At 35.9% G+C, this 21,724-nt stretch carries 20 protein-coding genes; 16 read left to right on the plus strand and 4 right to left on the minus strand.

From position 1 onward, the window contains the following. Positions 1-7: 7 nt before the first annotated feature. Both EV197_RS14985 and trkA read right to left on the minus strand, forming a co-directional pair. On the minus strand, positions 8-1,504 hold the full coding sequence (locus EV197_RS14985; protein ID WP_130287612.1) for a TrkH family potassium uptake protein: 1,497 nt from the start codon (positions 1,502-1,504) through the stop codon (positions 8-10). Next, positions 1,505-2,854 (minus strand): Trk system potassium transporter TrkA, encoded by a 1,350-nt coding sequence (gene trkA, locus EV197_RS14990; RefSeq protein WP_130287613.1) that lies wholly within the window; start codon positions 2,852-2,854, stop codon positions 1,505-1,507. Between the two features lie 202 nt (positions 2,855-3,056). Here trkA and ubiE point away from each other — a divergent pair, with 202 nt between their 5' ends. Both ubiE and porT read left to right on the plus strand, forming a co-directional pair. Beyond that, positions 3,057-3,788 (plus strand): bifunctional demethylmenaquinone methyltransferase/2-methoxy-6-polyprenyl-1,4-benzoquinol methylase UbiE, encoded by a 732-nt coding sequence (gene ubiE / locus EV197_RS14995; RefSeq protein ID WP_130287614.1) that lies wholly within the window; start codon positions 3,057-3,059, stop codon positions 3,786-3,788. Between the two features lie 37 nt (positions 3,789-3,825). Beyond that, positions 3,826-4,551: a type IX secretion/gliding motility protein PorT/SprT gene (gene porT / locus EV197_RS15000; protein WP_130287662.1), complete on the plus strand. Its 726-nt coding sequence runs from the start codon at positions 3,826-3,828 to the stop codon at positions 4,549-4,551. Here porT and EV197_RS15005 read toward each other — a convergent pair. Continuing rightward, a complete protein-coding gene (locus tag EV197_RS15005) occupies positions 4,538-5,290 on the minus strand; it encodes a TrmH family RNA methyltransferase (RefSeq protein ID WP_130287615.1) in 753 nt (250 codons plus the stop codon). The two genes, porT and EV197_RS15005, sit on opposite strands and share 14 nt — an antisense overlap. A gap of 37 nt (positions 5,291-5,327) precedes the next feature. Here EV197_RS15005 and tamL point away from each other — a divergent pair, with 37 nt between their 5' ends. The 3 genes from tamL (at position 5,328) to accD (ending at position 10,076) form a co-directional block, all read left to right on the plus strand. Continuing rightward, entirely contained in the window at positions 5,328-7,883 is a 2,556-nt protein-coding gene (tamL, locus tag EV197_RS15010) for a translocation and assembly module lipoprotein TamL (RefSeq protein WP_130287616.1), read from the plus strand. 206 nt (positions 7,884-8,089) lie between these two features. After that, entirely contained in the window at positions 8,090-9,157 is a 1,068-nt protein-coding gene (gene fbaA / locus EV197_RS15015; RefSeq protein WP_130287617.1) for a class II fructose-bisphosphate aldolase, read from the plus strand. A 58-nt stretch (positions 9,158-9,215) separates the two neighbouring features. Continuing rightward, positions 9,216-10,076 carry an acetyl-CoA carboxylase, carboxyltransferase subunit beta gene (gene accD / locus EV197_RS15020; protein WP_130287618.1) on the plus strand — a complete coding sequence of 287 codons (861 nt, stop codon included), beginning with the start codon at positions 9,216-9,218 and terminating at the stop codon, positions 10,074-10,076. A 52-nt stretch (positions 10,077-10,128) separates the two neighbouring features. On the opposite strand, the gene EV197_RS15025 is transcribed toward accD, so the two are convergent. Continuing rightward, positions 10,129-10,959 (minus strand): hypothetical protein, encoded by an 831-nt coding sequence (locus tag EV197_RS15025; RefSeq protein ID WP_130287619.1) that lies wholly within the window; start codon positions 10,957-10,959, stop codon positions 10,129-10,131. A 168-nt stretch (positions 10,960-11,127) separates the two neighbouring features. Between EV197_RS15025 and rpsO the strand changes: the two genes are divergently transcribed. From rpsO to EV197_RS15080, 11 genes are all read left to right on the plus strand, one after another. Further along, positions 11,128-11,397: a 30S ribosomal protein S15 gene (gene rpsO / locus EV197_RS15030; protein ID WP_130287620.1), complete on the plus strand. Its 270-nt coding sequence runs from the start codon at positions 11,128-11,130 to the stop codon at positions 11,395-11,397. Positions 11,398-11,575: 178 nt separating this feature from the next. Beyond that, on the plus strand, positions 11,576-13,783 hold the full coding sequence (locus EV197_RS15035) for a polyribonucleotide nucleotidyltransferase (protein ID WP_130287621.1): 2,208 nt from the start codon (positions 11,576-11,578) through the stop codon (positions 13,781-13,783). Positions 13,784-13,991: 208 nt separating this feature from the next. Further along, positions 13,992-14,855 carry a sigma-70 family RNA polymerase sigma factor gene (locus tag EV197_RS15040; RefSeq protein WP_130287622.1) on the plus strand — a complete coding sequence of 288 codons (864 nt, stop codon included), beginning with the start codon at positions 13,992-13,994 and terminating at the stop codon, positions 14,853-14,855. 216 nt (positions 14,856-15,071) lie between these two features. Continuing rightward, positions 15,072-15,479, plus strand: coding sequence for a BLUF domain-containing protein (locus tag EV197_RS15045; RefSeq protein WP_130287623.1), 408 nt, complete (start codon positions 15,072-15,074; stop codon positions 15,477-15,479). 68 nt (positions 15,480-15,547) lie between these two features. After that, positions 15,548-16,207, plus strand: a complete 660-nt coding sequence (gene rpe, locus EV197_RS15050; RefSeq protein ID WP_130287624.1) for a ribulose-phosphate 3-epimerase — start codon at positions 15,548-15,550, stop codon at positions 16,205-16,207. Between the two features lies 1 nt (position 16,208). Next, positions 16,209-17,192, plus strand: coding sequence for a YpdA family putative bacillithiol disulfide reductase (locus EV197_RS15055; protein WP_130287625.1), 984 nt, complete (start codon positions 16,209-16,211; stop codon positions 17,190-17,192). Positions 17,193-17,456: 264 nt separating this feature from the next. Next, entirely contained in the window at positions 17,457-17,774 is a 318-nt protein-coding gene (locus tag EV197_RS15060; RefSeq protein WP_130287626.1) for a hypothetical protein, read from the plus strand. Between the two features lie 490 nt (positions 17,775-18,264). Beyond that, on the plus strand, positions 18,265-19,002 hold the full coding sequence (locus EV197_RS15065) for a DKNYY domain-containing protein (protein ID WP_130287627.1): 738 nt from the start codon (positions 18,265-18,267) through the stop codon (positions 19,000-19,002). 270 nt (positions 19,003-19,272) lie between these two features. After that, the gene (locus EV197_RS15070) at positions 19,273-19,641 is read left to right on the plus strand and encodes a DUF4844 domain-containing protein (RefSeq protein ID WP_242610751.1); all 369 of its coding nucleotides are present in this window, start codon (positions 19,273-19,275) and stop codon (positions 19,639-19,641) included. Between the two features lie 194 nt (positions 19,642-19,835). Further along, positions 19,836-20,456, plus strand: a complete 621-nt coding sequence (locus tag EV197_RS15075) for a hypothetical protein (protein WP_130287629.1) — start codon at positions 19,836-19,838, stop codon at positions 20,454-20,456. Between the two features lie 147 nt (positions 20,457-20,603). Further along, on the plus strand, positions 20,604-20,939 hold the full coding sequence (locus tag EV197_RS15080) for a hypothetical protein (protein ID WP_130287630.1): 336 nt from the start codon (positions 20,604-20,606) through the stop codon (positions 20,937-20,939). The last annotated feature ends 785 nt before the right edge of the window (positions 20,940-21,724 follow it).

The raw sequence follows: 21,724 nt of genomic DNA on the forward strand, positions 1-21,724 counted from the left end.
AGAGTAATTATTGACTACGCCAAAAGAAAGGCGTTAGTAATATCAAAACGGTAAATAACTCCAATCGCCCGATAAGCATCAAAAAACAACACCACCATTTTCCTAAATCTGGCAATAGGGCAAAATTATTTACAGGACTCAGACTACCAAATGCCGGACCTACATTACCTAAAGAAGATGCCGCACCACCAATAGCCGTCTCAAAATCTAATCCTAGAACTCCCAAAAAGACAGACCCAATAATAAAAGCTAACATATACAGCACAAAAAATGCTAGTATGTTAAATACGATTTCCTTAGGTATGGCTTTCTTATTATAGCGTACAGGCAAGACTGCTCTTGGATGTAAAGTCCTTTTAAATTCTAAGATTCCATTACGAATAGTAATCAAATGTCGTACTACTTTCATTCCCCCTGAGGTCGAACCCGCAGATCCTCCTAGAAACATTAGACCAAAAAAGAAAACGGTTAAAAATGGAGTCCACATCGTAAAGTCCGCAGATACAAATCCTGTAGTAGTTACTACAGCCAATACCTGAAAAAGCGCATGTCGAAACGCACTCTCAAAAGGTCCCCAAACCATAGGATGGTCGATAGAAGAGGCTGATACATCTGCCTGAAAAAATATGATCAGGGTAGCAATTATCGTAAATAAAATGGTAAATGTAGCATAGAGCTTAAACTCTTCATCCTTGATGATCTTTTGTACTTTTCCTTTAAACCCGAAATAACTGAGAACAAAATTCATTCCAGCTAAAAACATAAAAAGTATAACAATGTATTGGATTATTGGATTATCATTCCAATGTGCCAAACTTGCATTTTTTGTTGAAAACCCACCTGTGGATAAAGTACTTAGGGCGTGATTAATCGCATCAAAAAAGCTCATTCCTGCTAATTGTAACAAAACTGTCTCTGCTGCTGTATACCCAATATAGATCAACCATAAACGTTTAGCTGTATCGGTAATTCGTGGGTGTAGTTTATCCGCATTTGGACCCGGTGCTTCTGCTGCAAATAATTGCATCCCTCCTATTCCTAATAGCGGTAAGATAGCCACCGCGAGCACAATAATACCCATACCACCAATCCAATGTGTTAAACTCCGCCAAAATAACACGCCTTTGGGGATAATCTCAATATCTGTTAAAATTGAAGAGCCAGTGGTCGTATACCCCGACATGGTTTCAAAAAAGGCATCCGTAAAAGTTGGTATGGATTCCGAAAAGATATAAGGTAGTGTACCACTTAGTGACATAAATATCCATCCAAAGGTTACTACGATATACCCCTCTCGCTTATTAATTTCTTTTTGGTGTTCTCTGGTAATATACATCAAAATTATACCTATAAACATGGTAGCGAGTGAAGCCATCATAATATCTAGCGTAACTCCATCCTGATACGCAAAACTTACTATTGTGGCTATAAGCATAAACCCTCCATTACATAGTAAAAGGAGGCCCATGATATGAGATATAATTTTGTAGTTAAGTCTGGTCATTTACAGGAACAATCGTTCAATTTTTTTGATAGATTTGGGCAAACAGCAAACCACAACACGGTCCCCTGCTTTAATAAAAAAGTTACCTAAAGGTATCATCCCCTCTCCATCCCGGATCACACCAGCGATGATTGCGGATCTAGGAAAATCAAGGTCTTTTATTAAATTTTCACTTACTTCAGAGTTTGGTTTAACTATAAATTCCAATAATTCGGCATTCATATTGTTTAATTTGGTCATCGCCACAACCTCTCCCTTTCTAACAAATCTAAATATATTATTAGCAGCAAGTAATTTTTTATTAATCAGTGTATCAATCCCAATAGAATGTGAAAGCTGAAAATAATCCATATTTTCTACTAAAGCTATCGTCTTTTTAACACCTTTAGATTTAGCAACCAAACAAGACATGATATTGGTTTCAGAATTACCTGTCACCGCAATAAACGCGTCCATATCATTGATCCCCTCTTCTTCCAACAGCTCCACATTTCTACCATCTCCATTAATAATCATTGCATTAGGCAGGTTATCAGCCAAATCAAATGCTTTATCCTTATCTTTTTCGATCAATTTTACTTTAAACTTATGGTCACAAAGATCACAAGAAGTTTTAAAACCAATTTTGCTTCCTCCAAGAATCATTACGCGTTTAATCTGAGCTTTTACCTTACCGGTTAATTTTAATAGCTCTTCTACCCCACCTTTTGTGGTAACAAAATAGACCTGATCTCCTTCTTTGAAAGTGGTATCACCTCTTGGTATTATGGTATATTGTGTACCGGCACGCTGAATAGCGATCGGCATAAAATGTAATTCGGGGAATATCTTAGCTGCTTCAATAACGGACTTACCGACAAAGAGCGCTTCATCCGACAATGTTGTTCCAACCATGGTCAATAAACCATCGTCAAACTGGTAACTGTCATGAAACGCAGCCTGGTTCAGCAATAATTCAATTTCATTTGAGGCTAGGGCCTCTGGTGAAATCAACTCATCGATCCCTAACTCATCGAATCGTACAGTTTCCTTGTTTTCAATAAATTCTGTATTCGAAATTCTGGCGATTGTTCGTTTAGCTCCTAATTGTTTAGCGAGCACACATACCGCAATATTCGTAGTCTCGCTAGAGGTTACTCCGATTACCATATCTGTATTTTCTACTCGGGCATCTTTTAAAATCGAAATAGAGGTCGAATCACCTCGAATTACACGAATATCCAAATGTGTATCTGCGTAATTCAAGCATTCTTTATCCGTATCTATTAAGGTTATATCCTGTGATTCAAAAGAAAGTAACTTAGCCAAATGAAACCCCACTTCACCAGCTCCGGCTATTATGATTTTCATTTGTTATTCCTATTGTTTTCCATGTATTCTAAATCAAATCCAAAGTAATCCTATGTATAATAAATTTCCCTTTTGGACATAAAGAACTACAAAGATAATGTAAATTCAATAACTAGTAAAATCCGTTTTTTATATACTTATCTAGATTTGAATTATTTCTATCCTGATCAAAAATGTATATTTGCGTAAAATTCCAAAGAGCATGTCTAAGAAAATAACCCCTTATAAAGACAATGAGCGTTCTAAAAAAGAACAAGTAACTGAGATGTTCGACACTATCTCTAAGAACTATGATGGGCTTAATAGAGTGATCTCTTTTGGGATAGACATTAAATGGAGAAAAAAGGTAGTAAAGATTGTAGACAGCATTAATCCTGAAAAGATTTTGGATGTAGCTACCGGAACAGGAGATTTGGCTATTAGTATGGCCAAAACGGGAGCTACGGAGATTATTGGATTAGACATCTCTACCGGTATGTTGGAGGTAGGTAAACACAAAATAACGGATAAGGGCTTATCAAATAGAATAAAAATGGTCACTGGGGATAGTGAAAATCTCCCTTATGATGACAACTATTTTGATGCCATTACGGTTGCCTTTGGGGTAAGAAATTTTGAAAATCTGGAAACTGGTCTTTCCGAAATTTTTCGAGTATTAAAGCCAGGTGGCGTTTTTGTGGTATTAGAAACCTCTATACCCACAAAAACACCTTATAAACAAGGCTATAATTTATACTCCAAAAGAATTTTACCCCTAATCGGAAAGCTTTTTTCAAAAGATAAATCTGCATATGCTTACCTTAGTGAAAGTGCTGCAGCGTTTCCATATGGAGAAGCCTTCAACAATATTTTAAAAGAAATTGGGTTTATCAATGTAGAGGATAAACCTCAAACATTTGGAGTGGCCACGATATATAAAGCTACAAAACAATAGATATAGCAAACTGATCTAGATAAAATTAATAGAAGTGATAAAAAAAGTTTTTCTACTAATCCTTATAACTCTTGGTCTGCAACAGACCAATGCACAACTCTTTTCTAAAGAACGTGTTCAAAACCTTCAAAATTTTGATAAACCTCGATTCAGCTGGGGGTATATCCTGGGGTTCAATAGTTATGATTTTAATTTTGACTACAATAATGAACCTGAAGGACAAGAACCTTATCTCGACCAGGATGTACAGGTAAATACATCTGTAGGATTTAGCGTAGGGCTGCTAGGCAATATGCGCATTAATGATTATCTAGACCTAAGACTTGAACCGATGGTTACCTTTACCCAACGCGATTTAACGTTTTCTGGACCCGATTTCATAGATCAATCTGAGACTTTTAGAGAAGTGCGATCAACGTATGTCCACCTACCTCTGTTGCTAAAAATATCTACAAAACGGCTCAATAATTTTAAACCCTTTATTGTCGGGGGAGTATCCACCTCATTCAATTTATCAAGTAACGAAGAAAATCCTGATGACAATTTTGCTGGAGAGTTTAGAATGACCACAAGTACTTCCTATTATGAAATTGGTTTTGGTGTAGATTTTTATCTGTACTATTTTAAATTTACGCCTTCTATTAGAGGTATTTTTGCGATGACTGACGAATTAGTAAGAGATAATGATCCCAATAGTCCCTGGACTGGTGGAATCGATAAAATGGCGACAAGAGGGGTATTCATCAACTTTACGTTTCAGTAGTAAAGTCAGCCCTTCTAAATTCATTGAGTACGATCGAGGTTGCCGTTGCCACATTAAGGCTTTCAGTTAATTGCAATTGCCCAAATCTGGGGATCGCAATTTTGTGAGTTACCAGTTGTTCAATTGTTGGAGAAATCCCATTAGCTTCATTGCCCATAACAATAATACTCTTTACACAAGATTTGCTTGCCGTATAAATTGGATCGCCGTCCATAAAAGTACCATAAATGGTGTGACTATGCTGCTGTTCTTCTAGGAATTGCTTCAAATCTAAGTACCGTATATTTACTCTGGACAAGGATCCCATTGTAGCCTGAACCACTTTAGGATTATAACAATCAACAGTTTGCTTGGAGCAAATAAGCTCTGTAACACCAAACCAATCACATAATCTTATAATGGTTCCTAAGTTTCCCGGATCACTCACATCATCTAACGCTAAGACAAGTCCATTATAATTTTCATCTTTCTCTTTAGGAATTTCAAAAAGAGCTAAAGCTTTCTGAGGTGTCTTTAATTGACTCAGTTGTTTCAATTCGGCTTCAGTCACCTCATAACACTGGGTGTTGTCTACCGAAAATAAGTGATCTTCCGTGGTAAATAACCTATGAAGCACAAAACCCGCATCAATAAACTCATTGATTACTTTGATCCCTTCTGCAATAAATAAGTGATGTTGCTTTCGGTACTTTTTTTGATGTAAAGAATTTATTAATTTCTTTTGGTTTTTGCTAACCATACAAATAATGTATTTTTGAACCCATAATGTATAGGGATTGAAACAACTTTGCACAAAAATATTATTAATTGCGGTATCTACAATTTTTTTTAGCGCTTGTAATACCGTAAAGAGAGTTGGGGAGGATGAGTTACTACTTAAAGAAAATCAGATCTTTGTAGATAGTTCTAAAACCAAAAATCCAAAGCTATACAATCAACTATACCAACAACCTAATGCTAGAGTTCTTGGAATCCCCATACGACTTCATATTTATAACTTAGCTTCAAAGGATAAAGATTCATCATTCTACGCCTGGTTAAACAAAAAGCCAAAGCGAAAAAAAAGAATGGTCAACTTTTTCTCAAAAAAACAAGTAAACCGATTAGCTACCGGGTTGGACGGCATCAATGAATGGATAAAAAAAACTGGGGAAGCACCAGCAATTCAGCAAGAATCCAGGATTAAAAAATCAGTGAATCGCTTAAATGCGTATTATTGGAATAATGGTTGGTTTAATGTAAGTGCGAACTACAGCATCGATACCTTAAAACATAAAAAATCGATAACAAACTATTATGTTACGCCACGGCTACCCTATTTTATAGATTCACTTAAAACAAAAATTCAATCCACTCCCTTAGATTCTCTATACGCTATACATCAAAAAAACTCTTTGATAGTAAAAGGAAAACAATACAAAACACTTGATATTGAAGCGGAGCGCGATCGCCTTACTGGGCTATTTAGAAATTCAGGTATTTATCACTTCGAAAAAGAGTATATCAAATTTGACGCCGATACAGTAAATACGGATCATAAGGTGAATATGAACCTTATTATCAATGACCGTCAAATAGAGCAAAATGGGCAAACTACTTCAGCCCCTTTTAAGGTGCATAATATCAGTAAAGTAAAGATATTTACAGATTATTCATTTCAAAATCGAGATAAAGTAGCAAAAGACACCTTACTTTATAGAGGGTACGAAATATACGCCTTCGATGAAATGCGATATACCCGAAAAGCGATAACGAATTCGGTATTGATCTCTCCTGGCCAAATCTTTAGGGACATTGACCGAACAAGAACTTACAACCAAATTAGTAACCTTAGGGCTTTTAAATACCCTAACATTGAATACGAAATTGACACTACCGATGCCTCGGGTAAAAGCTTAATCGCTAACATCCTACTTACCCCAAGAAAAAAATATAGCACCAATTTCGAATTTGATGTGTCTACATCTACCATTCAAGATATAGGGATCGGATTTGGTGGCTCATTTTTAATCCGAAATGTATTTAGAGGAGCAGAAATATTAGAAATCTCTGGTCGGGGAAGTATCGGTTCTTCTCAAGATGCTGCAGAGAGTGAAGAACGTTTTTTTAATATCTCAGAGATCGGTGCCGATCTTAGGCTTACCTTTCCTAAAATCGTATTTCCTTTTAATACCAATAGGATCATTCCCAAATATATGACGCCCACTACTAATCTTATTTTTGGTATAAACTCACAACAAAATATTGGATTAGACAAACAAAATGCTTCAGGTATATTTAACTATATATGGAAACCTAATAAATTCAAAACCAATCAATTTGACCTATTAAATGTACAATATGTGCGTAATTTAAATACAGGGAACTATTTTAGAATTTATAGAAACTCCTTCAACCAATTAAATAGTATTGCAAATGAAGTATTAGACCCTTCCTCTCCTCTGCTAGACCAGGAAAGTGGAGACCTCAGTATCCCAGGAGGAGCCAACGGATTTATTGAACAGTCCTTAGGGAGTAATCCAAATTCAGAATTGACTCCACTACAGCTCAGAGATATTCGAAATATTAATGAGCGTAAAAACCGATTAACCGAAGACAACTTGATATTTGCAACAAGTTATACCTATATCAAAAACAACCGCGAAAATTTATACGATGAAAATTTTTCGCGATTCCGTGGTAAGATAGAATTGGCGGGTAACGTACTGAGTACAATTTCCAATACCATTGGATTAAAGAAAAACTCCAATGATAGATTTGAAGTTTTTGGCGTAGAATTTTCTCAATACGCTAAATTAGAACTGGATTACATCAAACATTGGGAAATTGGCAGCAAGAATATTATTGCATTTCGCTCCTTCGGAGGTATTGCGATTCCTTATGGCAACGCTAATAGTATCCCATTTGCTCGAAGTTTCTTTGCCGGCGGTCCCAATGACAACAGAGCTTGGTTAGCCTATGATCTTGGACCTGGAAGCACCCAGGGTAGAAATGAATTTAACGAAGCAAATTTAAAATTAGCCTTTAATACAGAGTATCGATTTGATATCTTAGGTGCTTTGAAAGGAGCCTTATTTATTGATGCCGGCAATATCTGGAATGTACTGGATAATGTGGAAGAAGAAGAAGCCGTATTTTCTGGCGTCAAAGACTTACAAGAGATAGCAGTGGGTACGGGTTTTGGTGTGCGTTATGACTTTGACTTCTTTGTCATCCGACTCGATGTTGCTTTTAAAACCTTTAATCCTGCAAACGATGAGGATCAAAGATGGTTTAAAGGCTATAATTTCTCAGAGGCAGTGTATAATTTTGGAATCAACTATCCTTTCTAATATTTCATTTTCAATCACATAGAAGACCAAGCTTCATTTTCAAATGAATATAAATTTGATTCGCTTTAAATTTACTATTTTTGTAAGCTTGTTAACCAAAACTTTATAATGTTTTAAGTCTTATTTATTTTTAAAATAAAGAAAATCTTAATTCATTTGCTTTATTGTAACTAAGCAATGTTTATATAACCATAAAAACCAAAAAGATGAATCACAACATCAAACCAGGGGTAGCAACAGGAGATGAAGTACAAGAAATTTTCAAATATGCCAAAGCTAATTCTTTTGCGCTTCCGGCAGTAAATGTAATCGGATCAAGTTCTATAAATGCTGTGCTTGAAACTGCTGCAGAAGTCAATTCACCTGTAATTATTCAGTTTTCAAATGGAGGTGCCCAATTCAATGCGGGTAAAGGATTATCTAATGAAAACCAAAAAGCAGCCATAGCAGGCGGTGTTGCTGGGGCACGTCATATCCATACCTTAGCTGAAGCCTATGGAGTACCTGTAATTTTGCACACAGATCATTGTGCTAAAAAACTATTACCTTGGATCGATGGCTTATTAGATGCTGGTGAAGCATTTTATAAAGAAACCGGAAAACCGCTTTACAGCTCGCATATGATAGATCTTTCTGAAGAACCTATTGAGGAAAACATTGAGATCTGCAAAAAATACTTAGAGCGTATGAGTAAAATGGGCATGACCTTGGAAATAGAATTAGGAATCACCGGTGGTGAAGAAGACGGTGTCGATAATACTGATGTGGATGACTCTAAATTATACACCCAGCCTGAAGAGGTGGCTTATGCTTATGAAGAGCTGAGTAAAGTAAGTGATAAATTCACGGTTGCAGCCGCTTTTGGTAACGTACACGGGGTATACAAACCGGGTAACGTAAAATTGACACCTAAAATCCTGAAGAACTCACAAGAGTACGTAAGTAAAAAGTATGGTGTGGAAGAAAATCATATCGATTTTGTATTTCACGGAGGTAGCGGATCTTCTTTAGAAGAAATCAGAGAAGCTATTGGATATGGAGTTATCAAAATGAATATCGATACAGATCTTCAGTTTGCGTTTAATGAGGGAATTAGAGATTATATGACGGAGAATATCGACTATCTTAAAACCCAAATTGGTAACCCTAACGGAGCAGAAGAACCTAACAAAAAATACTACGACCCTAGAGTGTGGTTGCGCAAAGGTGAGATTACCTTTAAAGAAAGACTAAAAAAGGCCTTTGAAGACCTTAATAATGTAAATACGTTATAAATACAGAAAAACCAGGCTAAAGCAATGAATACGCTTTAGCCTTTTTAATATTAACTATATGGCTTGGTTTAAGAGAACACAAAAAGGTATACAAACCGCTACAGAAGATAAAAAAGATGTTCCTAAAGGACTGTGGTACAAATCCCCAACCGGTAAAATTGTAGACGCAGAACAACTAGAAAAAAACTTCTATGTTAGTCCAGAAGATGGATATCACGTAAGAATCGGAAGTAAGGAGTATTTTGAAATCCTTTTTGATGACAATAAGTACAAAGAGTTAGATAAAAACCTTACCTCAAAAGACCCGCTTAAATTCGAAGACAAAAAGAAATATACGGATCGCTTAAAAGACGCTCAGGATAAAACCAACCTCAAAGATGCAGTAAGAACTGCTGTTGGTAAATCAAACGGCAATGAATTGGTGATTGCCTGTATGGATTTTGCCTTTATCGGTGGTTCTATGGGTAGTGTTGTAGGCGAAAAAATAGCTCGCGCTGCAGATTACGCTTACGAACATAAAATACCTTTAATGGTAATTTCTAAGTCTGGTGGAGCAAGAATGATGGAAGCCGCTTTATCGTTAATGCAATTGGCTAAAACTTCTGCTAAGCTAGCACGATTAGCCGATGCTAAAATCCCTTATATATCCCTTTGTACAGATCCAACTACCGGAGGTACAACAGCTTCCTTTGCGATGCTTGGAGATATTAATATTGCTGAACCTGGCGCTTTAATCGGTTTCGCCGGACCACGAGTCGTACGTGATACTACTGGTAAGGAGTTACCCGATGGTTTCCAAACCGCCGAATTTCTACTAGAACACGGTTTCTTAGACTTTATAACCCCAAGACAAAACTTAAAGCAAAAAGTGAATTTATATTTAGATTTAATATTAAATAGACCACTGTCTAGTAACTAAATAAAAAAAGCACCCAAAAAATGGGTGCTTTTTTTGATATCTGATTCGTTATTTACAATCTTATCTCTCTGATATCCCCTGCTCCATTCTCAAAAGTAGCCAGGTTATCACAAGCACCATCGCCATAATCCAATGTCCCAGTAAATCTGGATCGCACTAATTCAACAGCACCACTAACGATAAAACGACAACTTGCTTCTCTTCGTAATGGAGTTACAATAGTAGTACTATGGGTATTTCCATTTCTGAAGGTAGTAGACCAGGATCCATTGATTAAAAATACATTATCTCCCCAGTTACCATTAAACGAACCTTCAATCCATTCTCTGGTCTTAGTACCTGATCTGGTAGCGGTTGTACCATCCGCAAAGGTGATTGTCAAATCCATAGCCATCGCATATTGTGGATTACCATTTTCATTTTCTTTTTGACGCGTTACAGATCGTGATCCTTCGAATTGAGTTTCATTAACATAGAAATTTTCCAAACTATACTCGATCACTAAGGTACGAGCTTCAGTATCTATGGCATACGCCATGATAAGTTTCCCTTTCAATACGTTTCCATTATCAAGAACACATCCCTCTGAACCGAAATCTACGGTTACGTTCTTAGTAGTGTTGGTCATGGAAACTGTTACTGTTGCACAATCTGGCAAAAATCGATGCCCTGGAATTCTCACAGGAGCTTCTTCGTTTTCAAACACCTGCAAAAAAGTATCACTGATTACTTCGGTGGCGTTATCGACCTTGGCTGACAATTCAGCTTCCTCTGTGATAAACGTACTTTCATCTAACTGTTCTGTAGCCTCCTCATTAGTACAGGCAATGACAAATAAAAATGATACTACTAATCCGAAAATTTTAAAAATGTTGGTATTCATACTATAAAGTTTTAACGTTACACCCTCTTAGACATCAGCATTTTAAAAAGGTTTAATTAGGAATTGATTTTTTTAAAAAATCTATATGTTCTAAGTTAAAAAAGCCTATATTTGCAGGCTGATAGCAAAGCGTTATCCATACATAAAAATCATTTAAATAATATTGGAATGTATTTAACAAAAGAGAAGAAAGAAGAAATTTTTGAAAAGCACGGTAAAGGTAAAAACGATACCGGTTCTGCTGAAGGACAAATCGCTTTATTCACCTACAGAATATCGCACCTTACGGAGCATTTAAAAAACAACCGTAAGGATTATAATACAGAGCGTTCATTAGTAAGCTTAGTAGGTAAACGTAGAAACTTACTAGACTACCTAAAGAAGAAAGATATTATGAGATATCGTGCGATTGTAAAAGAATTAGGATTAAGAAAGTAATAAAAAGAGGCCTGCGCGCCTCTTTTTTGTTTATAGACAATTTTAAAATGTCTATATTTGATTTAAAATAATGCCTTAGTTTTTCATTGGTTAAACCACAACAACACAACCTCGAGCGTCCGAGAAAGACGATTACCAATGTTTAATAAGTCTTAATACAGACGGAACAATCAAAATTATGATTCCAAAAGTTTATAAAGAAGTCATCGATCTCGGTGATGGAAGAGAAATTACATTAGAAACAGGTAAGTTAGCGAAACAAGCTCACGGGTCTGTGGTTGTACAATCAGGAAAATGTATGTTGCTATGTACTGTAGTATCTAACTACAAACAAAGTGATGTGGATTTTCTTCCTTTAACGGTAGATTACCGTGAAAAATTTGCAGCATCAGGTCGTTATCCTGGTGGATTTTTTAAACGCGAAGCAAGACCAAGTGATGGAGAAATCCTTACAATGCGTTTAGTAGACCGCGTACTTCGCCCATTATTTCCAAAAGATTACCACGCAGAAACACAGGTAATGATTCAATTGATGTCTCATGACGAAGATGTGATGCCTGATGCAATGGCTGGTTTAGCTGCTTCTGCAGCAATACAATTATCAGATTTTCCTTTTGAGTGTGCGATATCAGAAGTTAGAGTAGGTCGAATCGATGGTAAATTTATCATCAACCCTACCCGAGCACAGTTAGAAGAATCTGACATCGATATGGTTATCGGAGCCTCTGCGGATTCGGTAATGATGGTTGAAGGTGAGATGGACGAAATTTCTGAAGAAGAAATGGTAGAAGCCATCAAATTTGCACACGAAGCGATAAAAGTACAGTGTGAAGCGCAAATCAAATTAGCGGAAGCTTTCGGAAAGAAAGAAACGCGTGAGTATGAGCCAGAAAGAGAAGATGAAGAATTGGCTAAGAAAATTCACGAAATGGCATATGATAAAGTATATGCTGTGGCTAAAGCAGGATCTTCTAAAAAAGAAAGAGGTTTAGCCTTTTCTGAAATCAAAGAAGAAATAATCGCTAGTTTTTCTGAAGAAGAAATAGAAGATTTCGGAGATTTAATAGGAAAGTACTATGCTAAAGCCGAAAAAGCTGCGGTACGAGACTTAACCCTTAATGAAGGACTACGTTTAGATGGTCGAAAAACTACAGAAATCAGACCGATATGGTGTGAGGTAGATTACCTACCTTCTACCCACGGATCGTCTATCTTTACCCGAGGGGAAACACAAGCCCTGGCTACGGTAACTCTAGGAACCTCAAGAGAGGCCAACCAAATAGACATGCCATCTTATGAAGGTGAAGAAACATTTTATTTACATTATAATTTCCCTCCTTTCTCTACTGGAGAAGCACGACCGATTCGTGGTACATCACGTAGAGAAATTGGACACGGTAACTTAGCACAGCGGGCACTAAAAGGAATGATCCCAGCGGATTGTCCATATACCGTACGTGTTGTATCCGAGGTATTAGAATCTAACGGTTCTTCTTCTATGGCTACAGTATGTTCTGGTACCATGGCCCTAATGGATGCCGGTGTACAATTGAAAAAACCAGTTTCGGGTATTGCTATGGGATTAATTTCTGACGGCGAAACTGGTAAATATGCAGTGTTATCAGATATCTTAGGAGACGAAGATCACTTAGGGGATATGGACTTTAAGGTAACCGGTACGGCAGATGGTATTACTGCTTGTCAGATGGATATCAAAGTAAAAGGTCTTTCCTATGAAATATTAGTAAATGCCTTGAAGCAAGCTGCTGATGGACGTTTACATATCCTAGAAAAACTTACTGACACTATTGCTACACCAAACCCAGATGTAAAACCACACGCTCCAAAAATGGTGACCAGAACGATCCCAGGAGAGTTTATTGGTGCATTGATTGGACCTGGTGGTAAAGTGATCCAGGAACTACAAAAAGAAACCGGAACTACCATTGTTATTAATGAGGATCCGGTTACAGAAGAAGGTAATGTAGAAATCTTAGGTACTAGTCAAGAAGGAATTGATAAGGTATTAGCTAAGATTGATGCCATTACCTTTAAACCACAAGTAGGTAGCATATACGAAGTAAAAGTGATCAAAGTATTAGACTTTGGTGCTGTAGTAGAATATGTAGATGCTCCAGGTAATGAAGTATTGTTACACATTTCTGAGTTGGCTTGGGAACGCACGAATAATGTTACAGATGTAGTAAATATTGGTGACGTTATCGACGTTAAATACTTTGGTATTGATCCTAAAACCAGAAAAGAAAAGGTATCAAGAAAAGCCTTATTGCAAAGACCACCGCGTCCTGAAGGTGATAACGCTAAAGGTGATAAACCTCGTGGAGATCGAAAACCAAGATCAAATAATGACAAAAGAGAAAAGTAATTCTTTTCTACATCCATACAAAAGCCCTGTTGATCAGGGCTTTTTTTATCCCATATAACCTCTTCAAAATAAACAGCTTAAAGCTGTTTTTCCTGAAAAATGAAAAAAAATAAAAATAATTTGATGTTTTTGTAACATTTTTTGGTTTGCATACGTATAATGAATAAAGGCCCTAGTATACACGTATTAAATTTCGAGGAGACAATAGATGAGACAACTTAAAATTACGAAGCAGGTAACGAATCGTGAAACTGCATCGCTGGACAAGTATTTGCAAGAAATCGGTAAAGTAGATTTAATTACCGCAGATGAAGAGGTAGAATTAGCACAGCGAATAAAGGCAGGAGACGAGCGTGCGCTTGAAAAATTGACGAAAGCGAACCTACGATTTGTGGTGTCTGTAGCCAAACAATATCAAAATCAGGGATTAACTTTACCTGATCTTATTAATGAAGGAAATTTAGGTCTAATTAAAGCCGCAAAACGTTTTGATGAAACCAGAGGTTTTAAATTTATATCCTATGCCGTATGGTGGATTAGACAATCGATCTTACAAGCATTGGCTGAGCAATCGCGTATTGTACGTTTACCATTGAACAAAATTGGATCGATCAATAAGATCAATAAGACATTTGCATTCTTAGAGCAGTCACACGAGCGTCCGCCAAGTGCTGAAGAAATTGCTAATGAATTGGATATGACCATCAATGACGTAAAAGAGTCGATGAAAAACTCTGGGCGTCACGTAAGTATGGATGCACCATTAGTAGAAGGTGAAGATTCTAACCTATATGATGTATTGAACTCAGGAGAATCTCCAAATCCAGACAGAACACTATTACACGAGTCGTTAAGAACGGAGATCGAAAGAGCATTAGAAACCTTAACACCAAGAGAGGCTGATGTAATCCGTCTATATTTTGGACTAGGAGATCAACACCCAATGACGCTTGAAGAAATTGGCGAAACCTTTGATCTAACACGTGAGCGTGTACGCCAGATTAAAGAAAAAGCAATTAGAAGATTAAAACATACGTCTAGAAGTAAAATATTAAAGACATATTTAGGATAATATTTCCTAAATTGCGACTACAAACAGTTTCATAACATAACTGTTCGTTTTTTGATTGATGAATAACCTCCGGCTGATTACCGGAGGTTTTTTCATGAACTATTTTGACCTAAACCCTAATCTCTGCCCAAAATTCCGTATTTTTATAAAGTGTTATCACCTAACACCTTACCCTAATCTGTAGTCTAAGGAAAGTAATCTCTTAAAACCAACCTTATGAAAACAGTGATCTGTTACGTCAGTACCGTAAATCCCTTCTTGACTCAAAAAGAGTTACAGCAGCTGTTTAGCTTTGTGACCAATACCAACAAAAAATTAGGGATCACCGGCGTATTGATTCATGCTGAAGGTAATTTTTTTCAAATCATTGAAGGCGAAACAACCACCATTCATTCGCTATTTGAACGCATCCAACAAGACACCCGGCATTACGATATTATTACCATACTCAATAAACCCATTTATAACAGCTCTTTTGACGATTATGAATGTTCCTTTACCGTTATCTCAACCAAAAAAGATCGAGAAAAGCTCGATTCTTTTTTAGAAAAAGAAAAATTGAACAACCCCCAGAGTTTTGGTAGCATCGCCTATATCGCACAGAAGTTTATCGGAAAATATTAGTGGTCTTTTAACCCTAATCATTATTGAAAATTAAATAAAGATTATAATTTTGTGCAAATACAAAAGTTATGACTCCAAAACGTATTGCCCCATCAGTGCTGGCCGCTGATTTTGCCAATCTTCAACGAGATATTGAAATGATAAACGCTAGTGAAGCCGACTGGTTTCATATAGATATCATGGATGGTGTTTTTGTACCCAACATTTCGTTTGGTATGCCCGTATTACGAGATATTGTAAAACACGCTAAAAAAACCATTGATGTTCATTTGATGATCGTAGATCCAGATCGCTATATCAAAACCTTTGCCGATTTAGGCAGTAATATTCTTACCGTACATTATGAAGCCTGTACACACCTGCACAGAACGCTACAGGCCATTAAAGCCGAAGGTATGCAAGCAGGAGTAGCCATCAACCCACATACCAATGTAAGCCTGTTAGAAGACACCATAAATGATATCGATTTGGTATGCCTCATGAGTGTTAACCCTGGCTTTGGAGGGCAATCGTTTATCGAAAATACGTATAACAAGGTACAACAGCTTAAAGAAATTATCAATCGCAAAGGCGCCAAAACCTTAATCGAAATCGACGGAGGAGTGACCAGTAAAAACGCCAAACAATTGGTAGACGCCGGTGCTGACGTATTGGTAGCCGGTAGCTTTGTCTTTAAAAGCGAAAACCCTACCGAGACCATTAAAGACCTCAAAAGTATCGTAGCCTAATATGCAAGTAGACCTGATCATTGTAGGAGGAGGACCCATTGGTATTGCGTGCGGATTAGAAGCACAAAAAAATAATATATCCTATGTTATTTTAGAAAAAGGACCAATCGTCAATTCGCTATTCAATTATCCGGTAAACATGCAGTTCTTTTCTTCTTCTGAGAAGTTAGAGATTGATGACATCCCTTTTATCAGTAAAGAAGCTAAGCCTAAACGAGACGAAGCGCTAGAGTATTATCGCAGAATTGTAACCAGCAATGACCTCAACATTAACTTGTTTGAAAAGGTAGAACGCATTCACAAAGAAGGCGATACCTTTACCGTACAATCCTCCAAGGATACGTATCAGGGGCGCTATGTGATCATTGCCACGGGATTTTATGACATCCCTAATACGATAGACGTACCAGGAGAAGATTTACCTAAAGTATCCCACTATTACGATAATCCGCATTTTTATGCAAAGCAGAAACTGGCTGTTATTGGCGCTAGCAATAGTGCTGTAGATGCCGCGCTGGAATGCTATCGCAAAGGCGCTGAAGTTACTTTACTGGTACGCGGCCCAGAAATCGGCAAACGGGTTAAATACTGGGTAAAACCCGATATTGAAAACCGCATCAAAGAAGGCAGTATCAAAGCCTACTATAACACCGAGGTTACCGCCATCACCGCTAAACACATTGAGATCAATACCAATGGAGAAATGATGCGATTAGACAATGATTATGTACTGGCCTTAACAGGCTACAAACCTAACTTTAGCTTTTTAGAAAAAATTGGGGTTCAGCTCTCAGATGATGCCAAGCGATATCCGCAATACGATGAAGCAAGTATGGAAACCAATGTAGAGAACCTATACCTGGCTGGGGTAATTTGTGGTGGTATGGATACCCACATTTGGTTTATCGAAAACTCCAGGGTACATGCCAAGACGATTTTGCAGGATATAACAGGCAAAGAACAGCAAGCGGAACAGAACGCTTAAACGTGATTATAAAAAAAACTCTCCCGCGCTCTGCAAAGTCTCCTGAATTTGAAGAATAACGTTGTTCAGCAAGTTTGTCTTCCTAGAATCTTCGATTTGGTGACTTTAGTGTGTTAAGAGCATTAAATAAGTAGGGATCTGCGAGTCTAACTCCACATTGATTAAAAAACGTTTAGATTTGTGGTAAATACAAAGGCAAATATCAATTATTTTGTTTTTGACTATAGTTGAAAAAACGAAAATCAGAAACCTACTCCGATACATATGAATGAAATTCCTTTACTTACTTTCGATAAATTATTTGACTTGATCGAAGAAAATCGATTTAAAAATGAAACTGACAAAAAGATTGCGAATAAAATTCTTGAAGCAGCAAATGATTGGGGAGATTGGAAAAATTCTGTCAATGATTTGAATGAGTTTATTCTTGTATTGGAGAAAGAAATCAAAGGATTAACAACTCAACCAAATATTGAAAAACTACTACATAGATATAATCGAGACTTTTCAAAATATACTTGGGAAGCTGAAAGTTTATGCTCTTTGCTTGAAATTTTTGAACTACAAAAGAAAGCGAATTAAGAAATGTTTTCTCATATATTGCTAAGATAAATAAGACTGTCTAACATGGAAATATTAATAATCATTTTTATCCCAATTATAATTTGGATTGTAAGTATTTATCTGCTTTTAGGTTGGGATAAATTCAATAATTTTTTCATCATAAACGGTATTCTAGTAATAGCTTATGTTGGGCTCCTAGTATGTGGAAAATCAATTTGGGATCACGATGAATATGGTTTAGGATTTCTATTCAGGTTAGCTATTTGCTTATTGACCCATGTTTTAATTGTATTTGTTTTTGCAGTCTTTAAAAATAGACAATTGAAAAAATAACTATCGTCACCCCTGCTCCGCAAAGTTTGTCTTCTTAGAATCTTCAACTTTCTAACTTCAGTGTGTTAAGAGCTTTGCAAATCCAAGGGTTGCCGACTGTAAACTAATCATTAAAAAACGATAAGATTTGCAACTCTTATAGCATATTAAAGACTTATTATTTATAATTTAAAAGATGAAAAGCCAAACTATTATAATAAAATTAATATTAATTTTTTCTCTATTTAGTTGCTCGAGAGGCTACGAAGTAAGAGAAGACGGGGTATATTACTTAAATTGGAACGAAGCTAGGGGTAATAGTGAGTTTGAAGTAGAAGATGCAGACATAAACTCTTTCCGTGAATTGAAAGATAATCTATATGGTAAGGACGAGCATTATGTATTTTATAAAGGAGAAAAAATCGAAGGAGCTAACCCAGACTCATTCAAACTCCTCAAGAATGGTTATTCAATTGATAATATCCAAGCATACTATTATGGCAAACCAATTGAAAAATCAACGTCTAAAGAATTCGAAATTATTGATTCGTACTATTCAAAAGATTTTCAAAATATCTTTTACACAACCGAATCGCTAAATGTTTGTTCTGTTAAGAATTTTAAATTCGTGTATAATGATCATTCAGAAAAGGCTTGGGAAAGATGGACAACTGATGGGTGTAACTACTATATCAAGAGCGCAAAAGTACCTACACAAGAATATGAAAATCTAAAAATTTATAAAGGTAGTGCAGGGATTTCATCTGATAGCAAATATGTCTATTACTATGATCGAAACATTTACTACAACCAAGACGGAGAAAGAATTTTGGACACTATTGACATTAAATCTTTTGAGGTCATTGACTATATTGATATACGAGATAAATTTGGCTGTATTAATGTTTATCACGGTAGGAGAAAATGTGAATAATTACTGAAATCAGACAGAATAAATTTATGCTGCTCACCAACCTTTAACCTCTTCGATTGTTCAATTTCTTTACTTCCTGGTGCCATAAGCTTTGCTTAACTATGGTTTCACAAGTACAACTTTGTTTTGATTTAAAAACGTTTAGATTTGTGGTAACTGTAAAGATATTAATCCCTTATTTGATTGTCGGAACCAATTTGAGAAATGACGAAATACATTAAAATATCAGTTCTATTCTTATTATCTGCTTGCGGACAAAATGCAACTGAAATGAAAACACCTGAAAATGCGAATGAAAAATTTGCGGAGTTTATCGCAAAGAAAAAGTTCTATGCTGAAAATTATTATCCTGGAGTTGCTGATGAGAAAATGCGACCAATTTTTACCCAGAAAATCAACCGTGTTGCATCTGACTTTAAAAGTGTCGCAGAATCTGAAAATCCAACTGATAAAAAATACCAAGAGAAAATTAAAATCGGACTTTCAAGGTTTGCGGACGTATATATGGAATTGGATACCGAAGACAGAGAAAGAGTTTGTTTATATTTTGAAGAGTTAATGGCCATTGTCGGACTAGAAAGTTCGAATGGACAACTGAGTCAATTTATGTATGGTTTTGACCCTAATTCTATGGATTAAAAAAACTATTGCCAATTTAAGTCTCGATCTGCAACGTTTGTCTTCATCGAATCTCAATAATTTCTAAGCTTTTAAACAGTACATTGTACTTTACTATAAAAAAGAATAGTTAACTAACTCAAATGAATTACTTACTCATTCTTCACTACATAATTGACTTAATAATCATAGTTTCGAGTAAACTAATGCAATCGATGAAAAACACAATATTTTTATTAATCCCACTATTAAGTATTAATTTATTTGCTCAAAATCTTTCTGAAATTAATTCTGATCTTTATCTAGCTGACTCACTAACATACCAAAATGAAGTTAGAATTTATCAAGGTGGTGGAATAAGTAATTATTCCTCTCTTTTTAGAATGTACCAAAATGAATCAGATCACTGGACCGCAGAATTTTATGAGCATTACGCAAAAGTTGATGAAACAGATGAAGTACGAACGAAAAAACAAAAACTGAAATCAATAAATGACATGGAATTTGTTTTTCAAAGCCTGAATAGGAGTCATATTTTAGACCTGCCAAGTTTAAACGAAATACGATGGAAATTAGTAACTCGCGGGAATGTTGAAAAAATAAAAAGCATGTTTCGATGTAAAGAAATTGAGGAATACCAATTAACCAATAAAAGAGTTGCGATTATGGATGGAGAGGGATATAAAGTTCAGGTCAAAAATTCGAATAAGGCAAACGAATTTGAATTTGCCAATCCTGATGGATATTTTAAGTATTACCCAGATATTGACGAACTCATCTATATGTGCGAGATTTTAAACACAATCCGGACTGAATTCGGTATTTGGAAAAAATAGTATTCCCGACACCACAATTTTGACTTCGTCAAATTTTTGATTTACAGACTTTAGATAAAACTTTAGTACTTGGAACAAGAAATGTATATAGAACATCTCAAAAACTTGAAACCTTCAAAAAAGAAACTCCTTAAGAATTAATAGTAAATGACAAAACTGACTAAAATTTTACTGTCTATCCCATCAATTCTCGGAATTGTTTATATGTTGACTTTCTGGAGTGATGATTTTTTCAAATGGATCACAAATAATGTGATCCGATTTGAGCATCAAGCGCCTATTGTAAACGGAATTATTTTAATACAAATCAGCTATCTGATTTACCGACTTTGGACTTATAAAAATGTGGAGAAAGACAAAAAAACAATGTGGACAGTTTTATTAGTTATTTTTAATTTAATAACAAGCCTGATTTTTATATGGAAAAAAGATAACGAATTCGAGCAACTTAATATCAACAACGCACCCAATAACGTTAAGTAGTAATTACTGCTGCTGCACCCCGCTCCGCAAAGTCTCCCGACTTTGAGGGATAGTTAACATACCTCCACTCCAAATTTTTATCCTTATCGAATCTTCAACTTTCTGATTTTATTGTATTACGCGCTTTGCAAAGCCAAGGATTACCGACTGTAACTTACTATTCATTAAAAAACGATTAGATTTGTGATACTTATTTAGAGTGAAAGACATAGGTACTTTATTTCCTTGTTCACCTGTATGAGGTACGATATACAAACATTCTTTAAAAACCTATGATTACATCGTCTAGTCCATTATACAAACTTAATATCTAATTGTATAACACATTTAAGAATATAATTCGTATCTTAAAGAAATAGACTACCAAGATAATCTTACTAAACAAATCCTTTTAACCACTAAAAAGATTCAAGAAGAATTTCCGGAATTGATAAAATACTTGGAAGAAATGCCCAGTGACTTTCAATACAGCACCGAAAAAAATGTAAATCAAAAAGCACTGAAAGATTATCTAGCCTCTCTAAACAATTTATTAGAAACCTATACAAAAGAGCATTAAAAAAATACAAGGATGATAATCCAGTTCGTTATCGACCCAACCTTACCCCCCCCCGCTTCTCAAAGCTAGACTTCATCGAACCTTCAACTTTCTGACTTTAGTGAGTTACTAGTTTTGCATGAAGAACGATTGCCAAGTATAACTTTATATTGCTCAAGAAACGTATAGATTTGTAAAAAGTATAGGTTTCATTTTTTCCAAGGGTCTACGCCATAAAACAAATTAA

This window comes from Aquimarina brevivitae, from assembly GCF_004216895.1.
GTDB lineage: Bacteria > Bacteroidota > Bacteroidia > Flavobacteriales > Flavobacteriaceae > Aquimarina > Aquimarina brevivitae.

Bases quoted from the DNA above. Each gene is read 5' to 3' on its own strand.
- EV197_RS14985 (WP_130287612.1), bottom strand. From the start codon at position 1,504: ATGACCAGACTTAACTACAAAATTATATCTCATATCATGGGCCTCCTT.
- trkA (WP_130287613.1), bottom strand. From the start codon at position 2,854: ATGAAAATCATAATAGCCGGAGCTGGTGAAGTGGGGTTTCATTTGGCT.
- ubiE (WP_130287614.1), top strand. From the start codon at position 3,057: ATGTCTAAGAAAATAACCCCTTATAAAGACAATGAGCGTTCTAAAAAA.
- EV197_RS15005 (WP_130287615.1), bottom strand. From the start codon at position 5,290: ATGGTTAGCAAAAACCAAAAGAAATTAATAAATTCTTTACATCAAAAA.
- fbaA (WP_130287617.1), top strand. From the start codon at position 8,090: ATGAATCACAACATCAAACCAGGGGTAGCAACAGGAGATGAAGTACAA.
- accD (WP_130287618.1), top strand. From the start codon at position 9,216: ATGGCTTGGTTTAAGAGAACACAAAAAGGTATACAAACCGCTACAGAA.
- EV197_RS15025 (WP_130287619.1), bottom strand. From the start codon at position 10,959: ATGAATACCAACATTTTTAAAATTTTCGGATTAGTAGTATCATTTTTA.
- rpsO (WP_130287620.1), top strand. From the start codon at position 11,128: ATGTATTTAACAAAAGAGAAGAAAGAAGAAATTTTTGAAAAGCACGGT.
- EV197_RS15035 (WP_130287621.1), top strand. From the start codon at position 11,576: ATGATTCCAAAAGTTTATAAAGAAGTCATCGATCTCGGTGATGGAAGA.
- EV197_RS15040 (WP_130287622.1), top strand. From the start codon at position 13,992: ATGAGACAACTTAAAATTACGAAGCAGGTAACGAATCGTGAAACTGCA.
- EV197_RS15045 (WP_130287623.1), top strand. From the start codon at position 15,072: ATGAAAACAGTGATCTGTTACGTCAGTACCGTAAATCCCTTCTTGACT.
- rpe (WP_130287624.1), top strand. From the start codon at position 15,548: ATGACTCCAAAACGTATTGCCCCATCAGTGCTGGCCGCTGATTTTGCC.
- EV197_RS15055 (WP_130287625.1), top strand. From the start codon at position 16,209: ATGCAAGTAGACCTGATCATTGTAGGAGGAGGACCCATTGGTATTGCG.
- EV197_RS15060 (WP_130287626.1), top strand. From the start codon at position 17,457: ATGAATGAAATTCCTTTACTTACTTTCGATAAATTATTTGACTTGATC.
- EV197_RS15065 (WP_130287627.1), top strand. From the start codon at position 18,265: ATGAAAAGCCAAACTATTATAATAAAATTAATATTAATTTTTTCTCTA.
- EV197_RS15070 (WP_242610751.1), top strand. From the start codon at position 19,273: ATGAAAACACCTGAAAATGCGAATGAAAAATTTGCGGAGTTTATCGCA.
- EV197_RS15075 (WP_130287629.1), top strand. From the start codon at position 19,836: ATGAAAAACACAATATTTTTATTAATCCCACTATTAAGTATTAATTTA.
- EV197_RS15080 (WP_130287630.1), top strand. From the start codon at position 20,604: ATGACAAAACTGACTAAAATTTTACTGTCTATCCCATCAATTCTCGGA.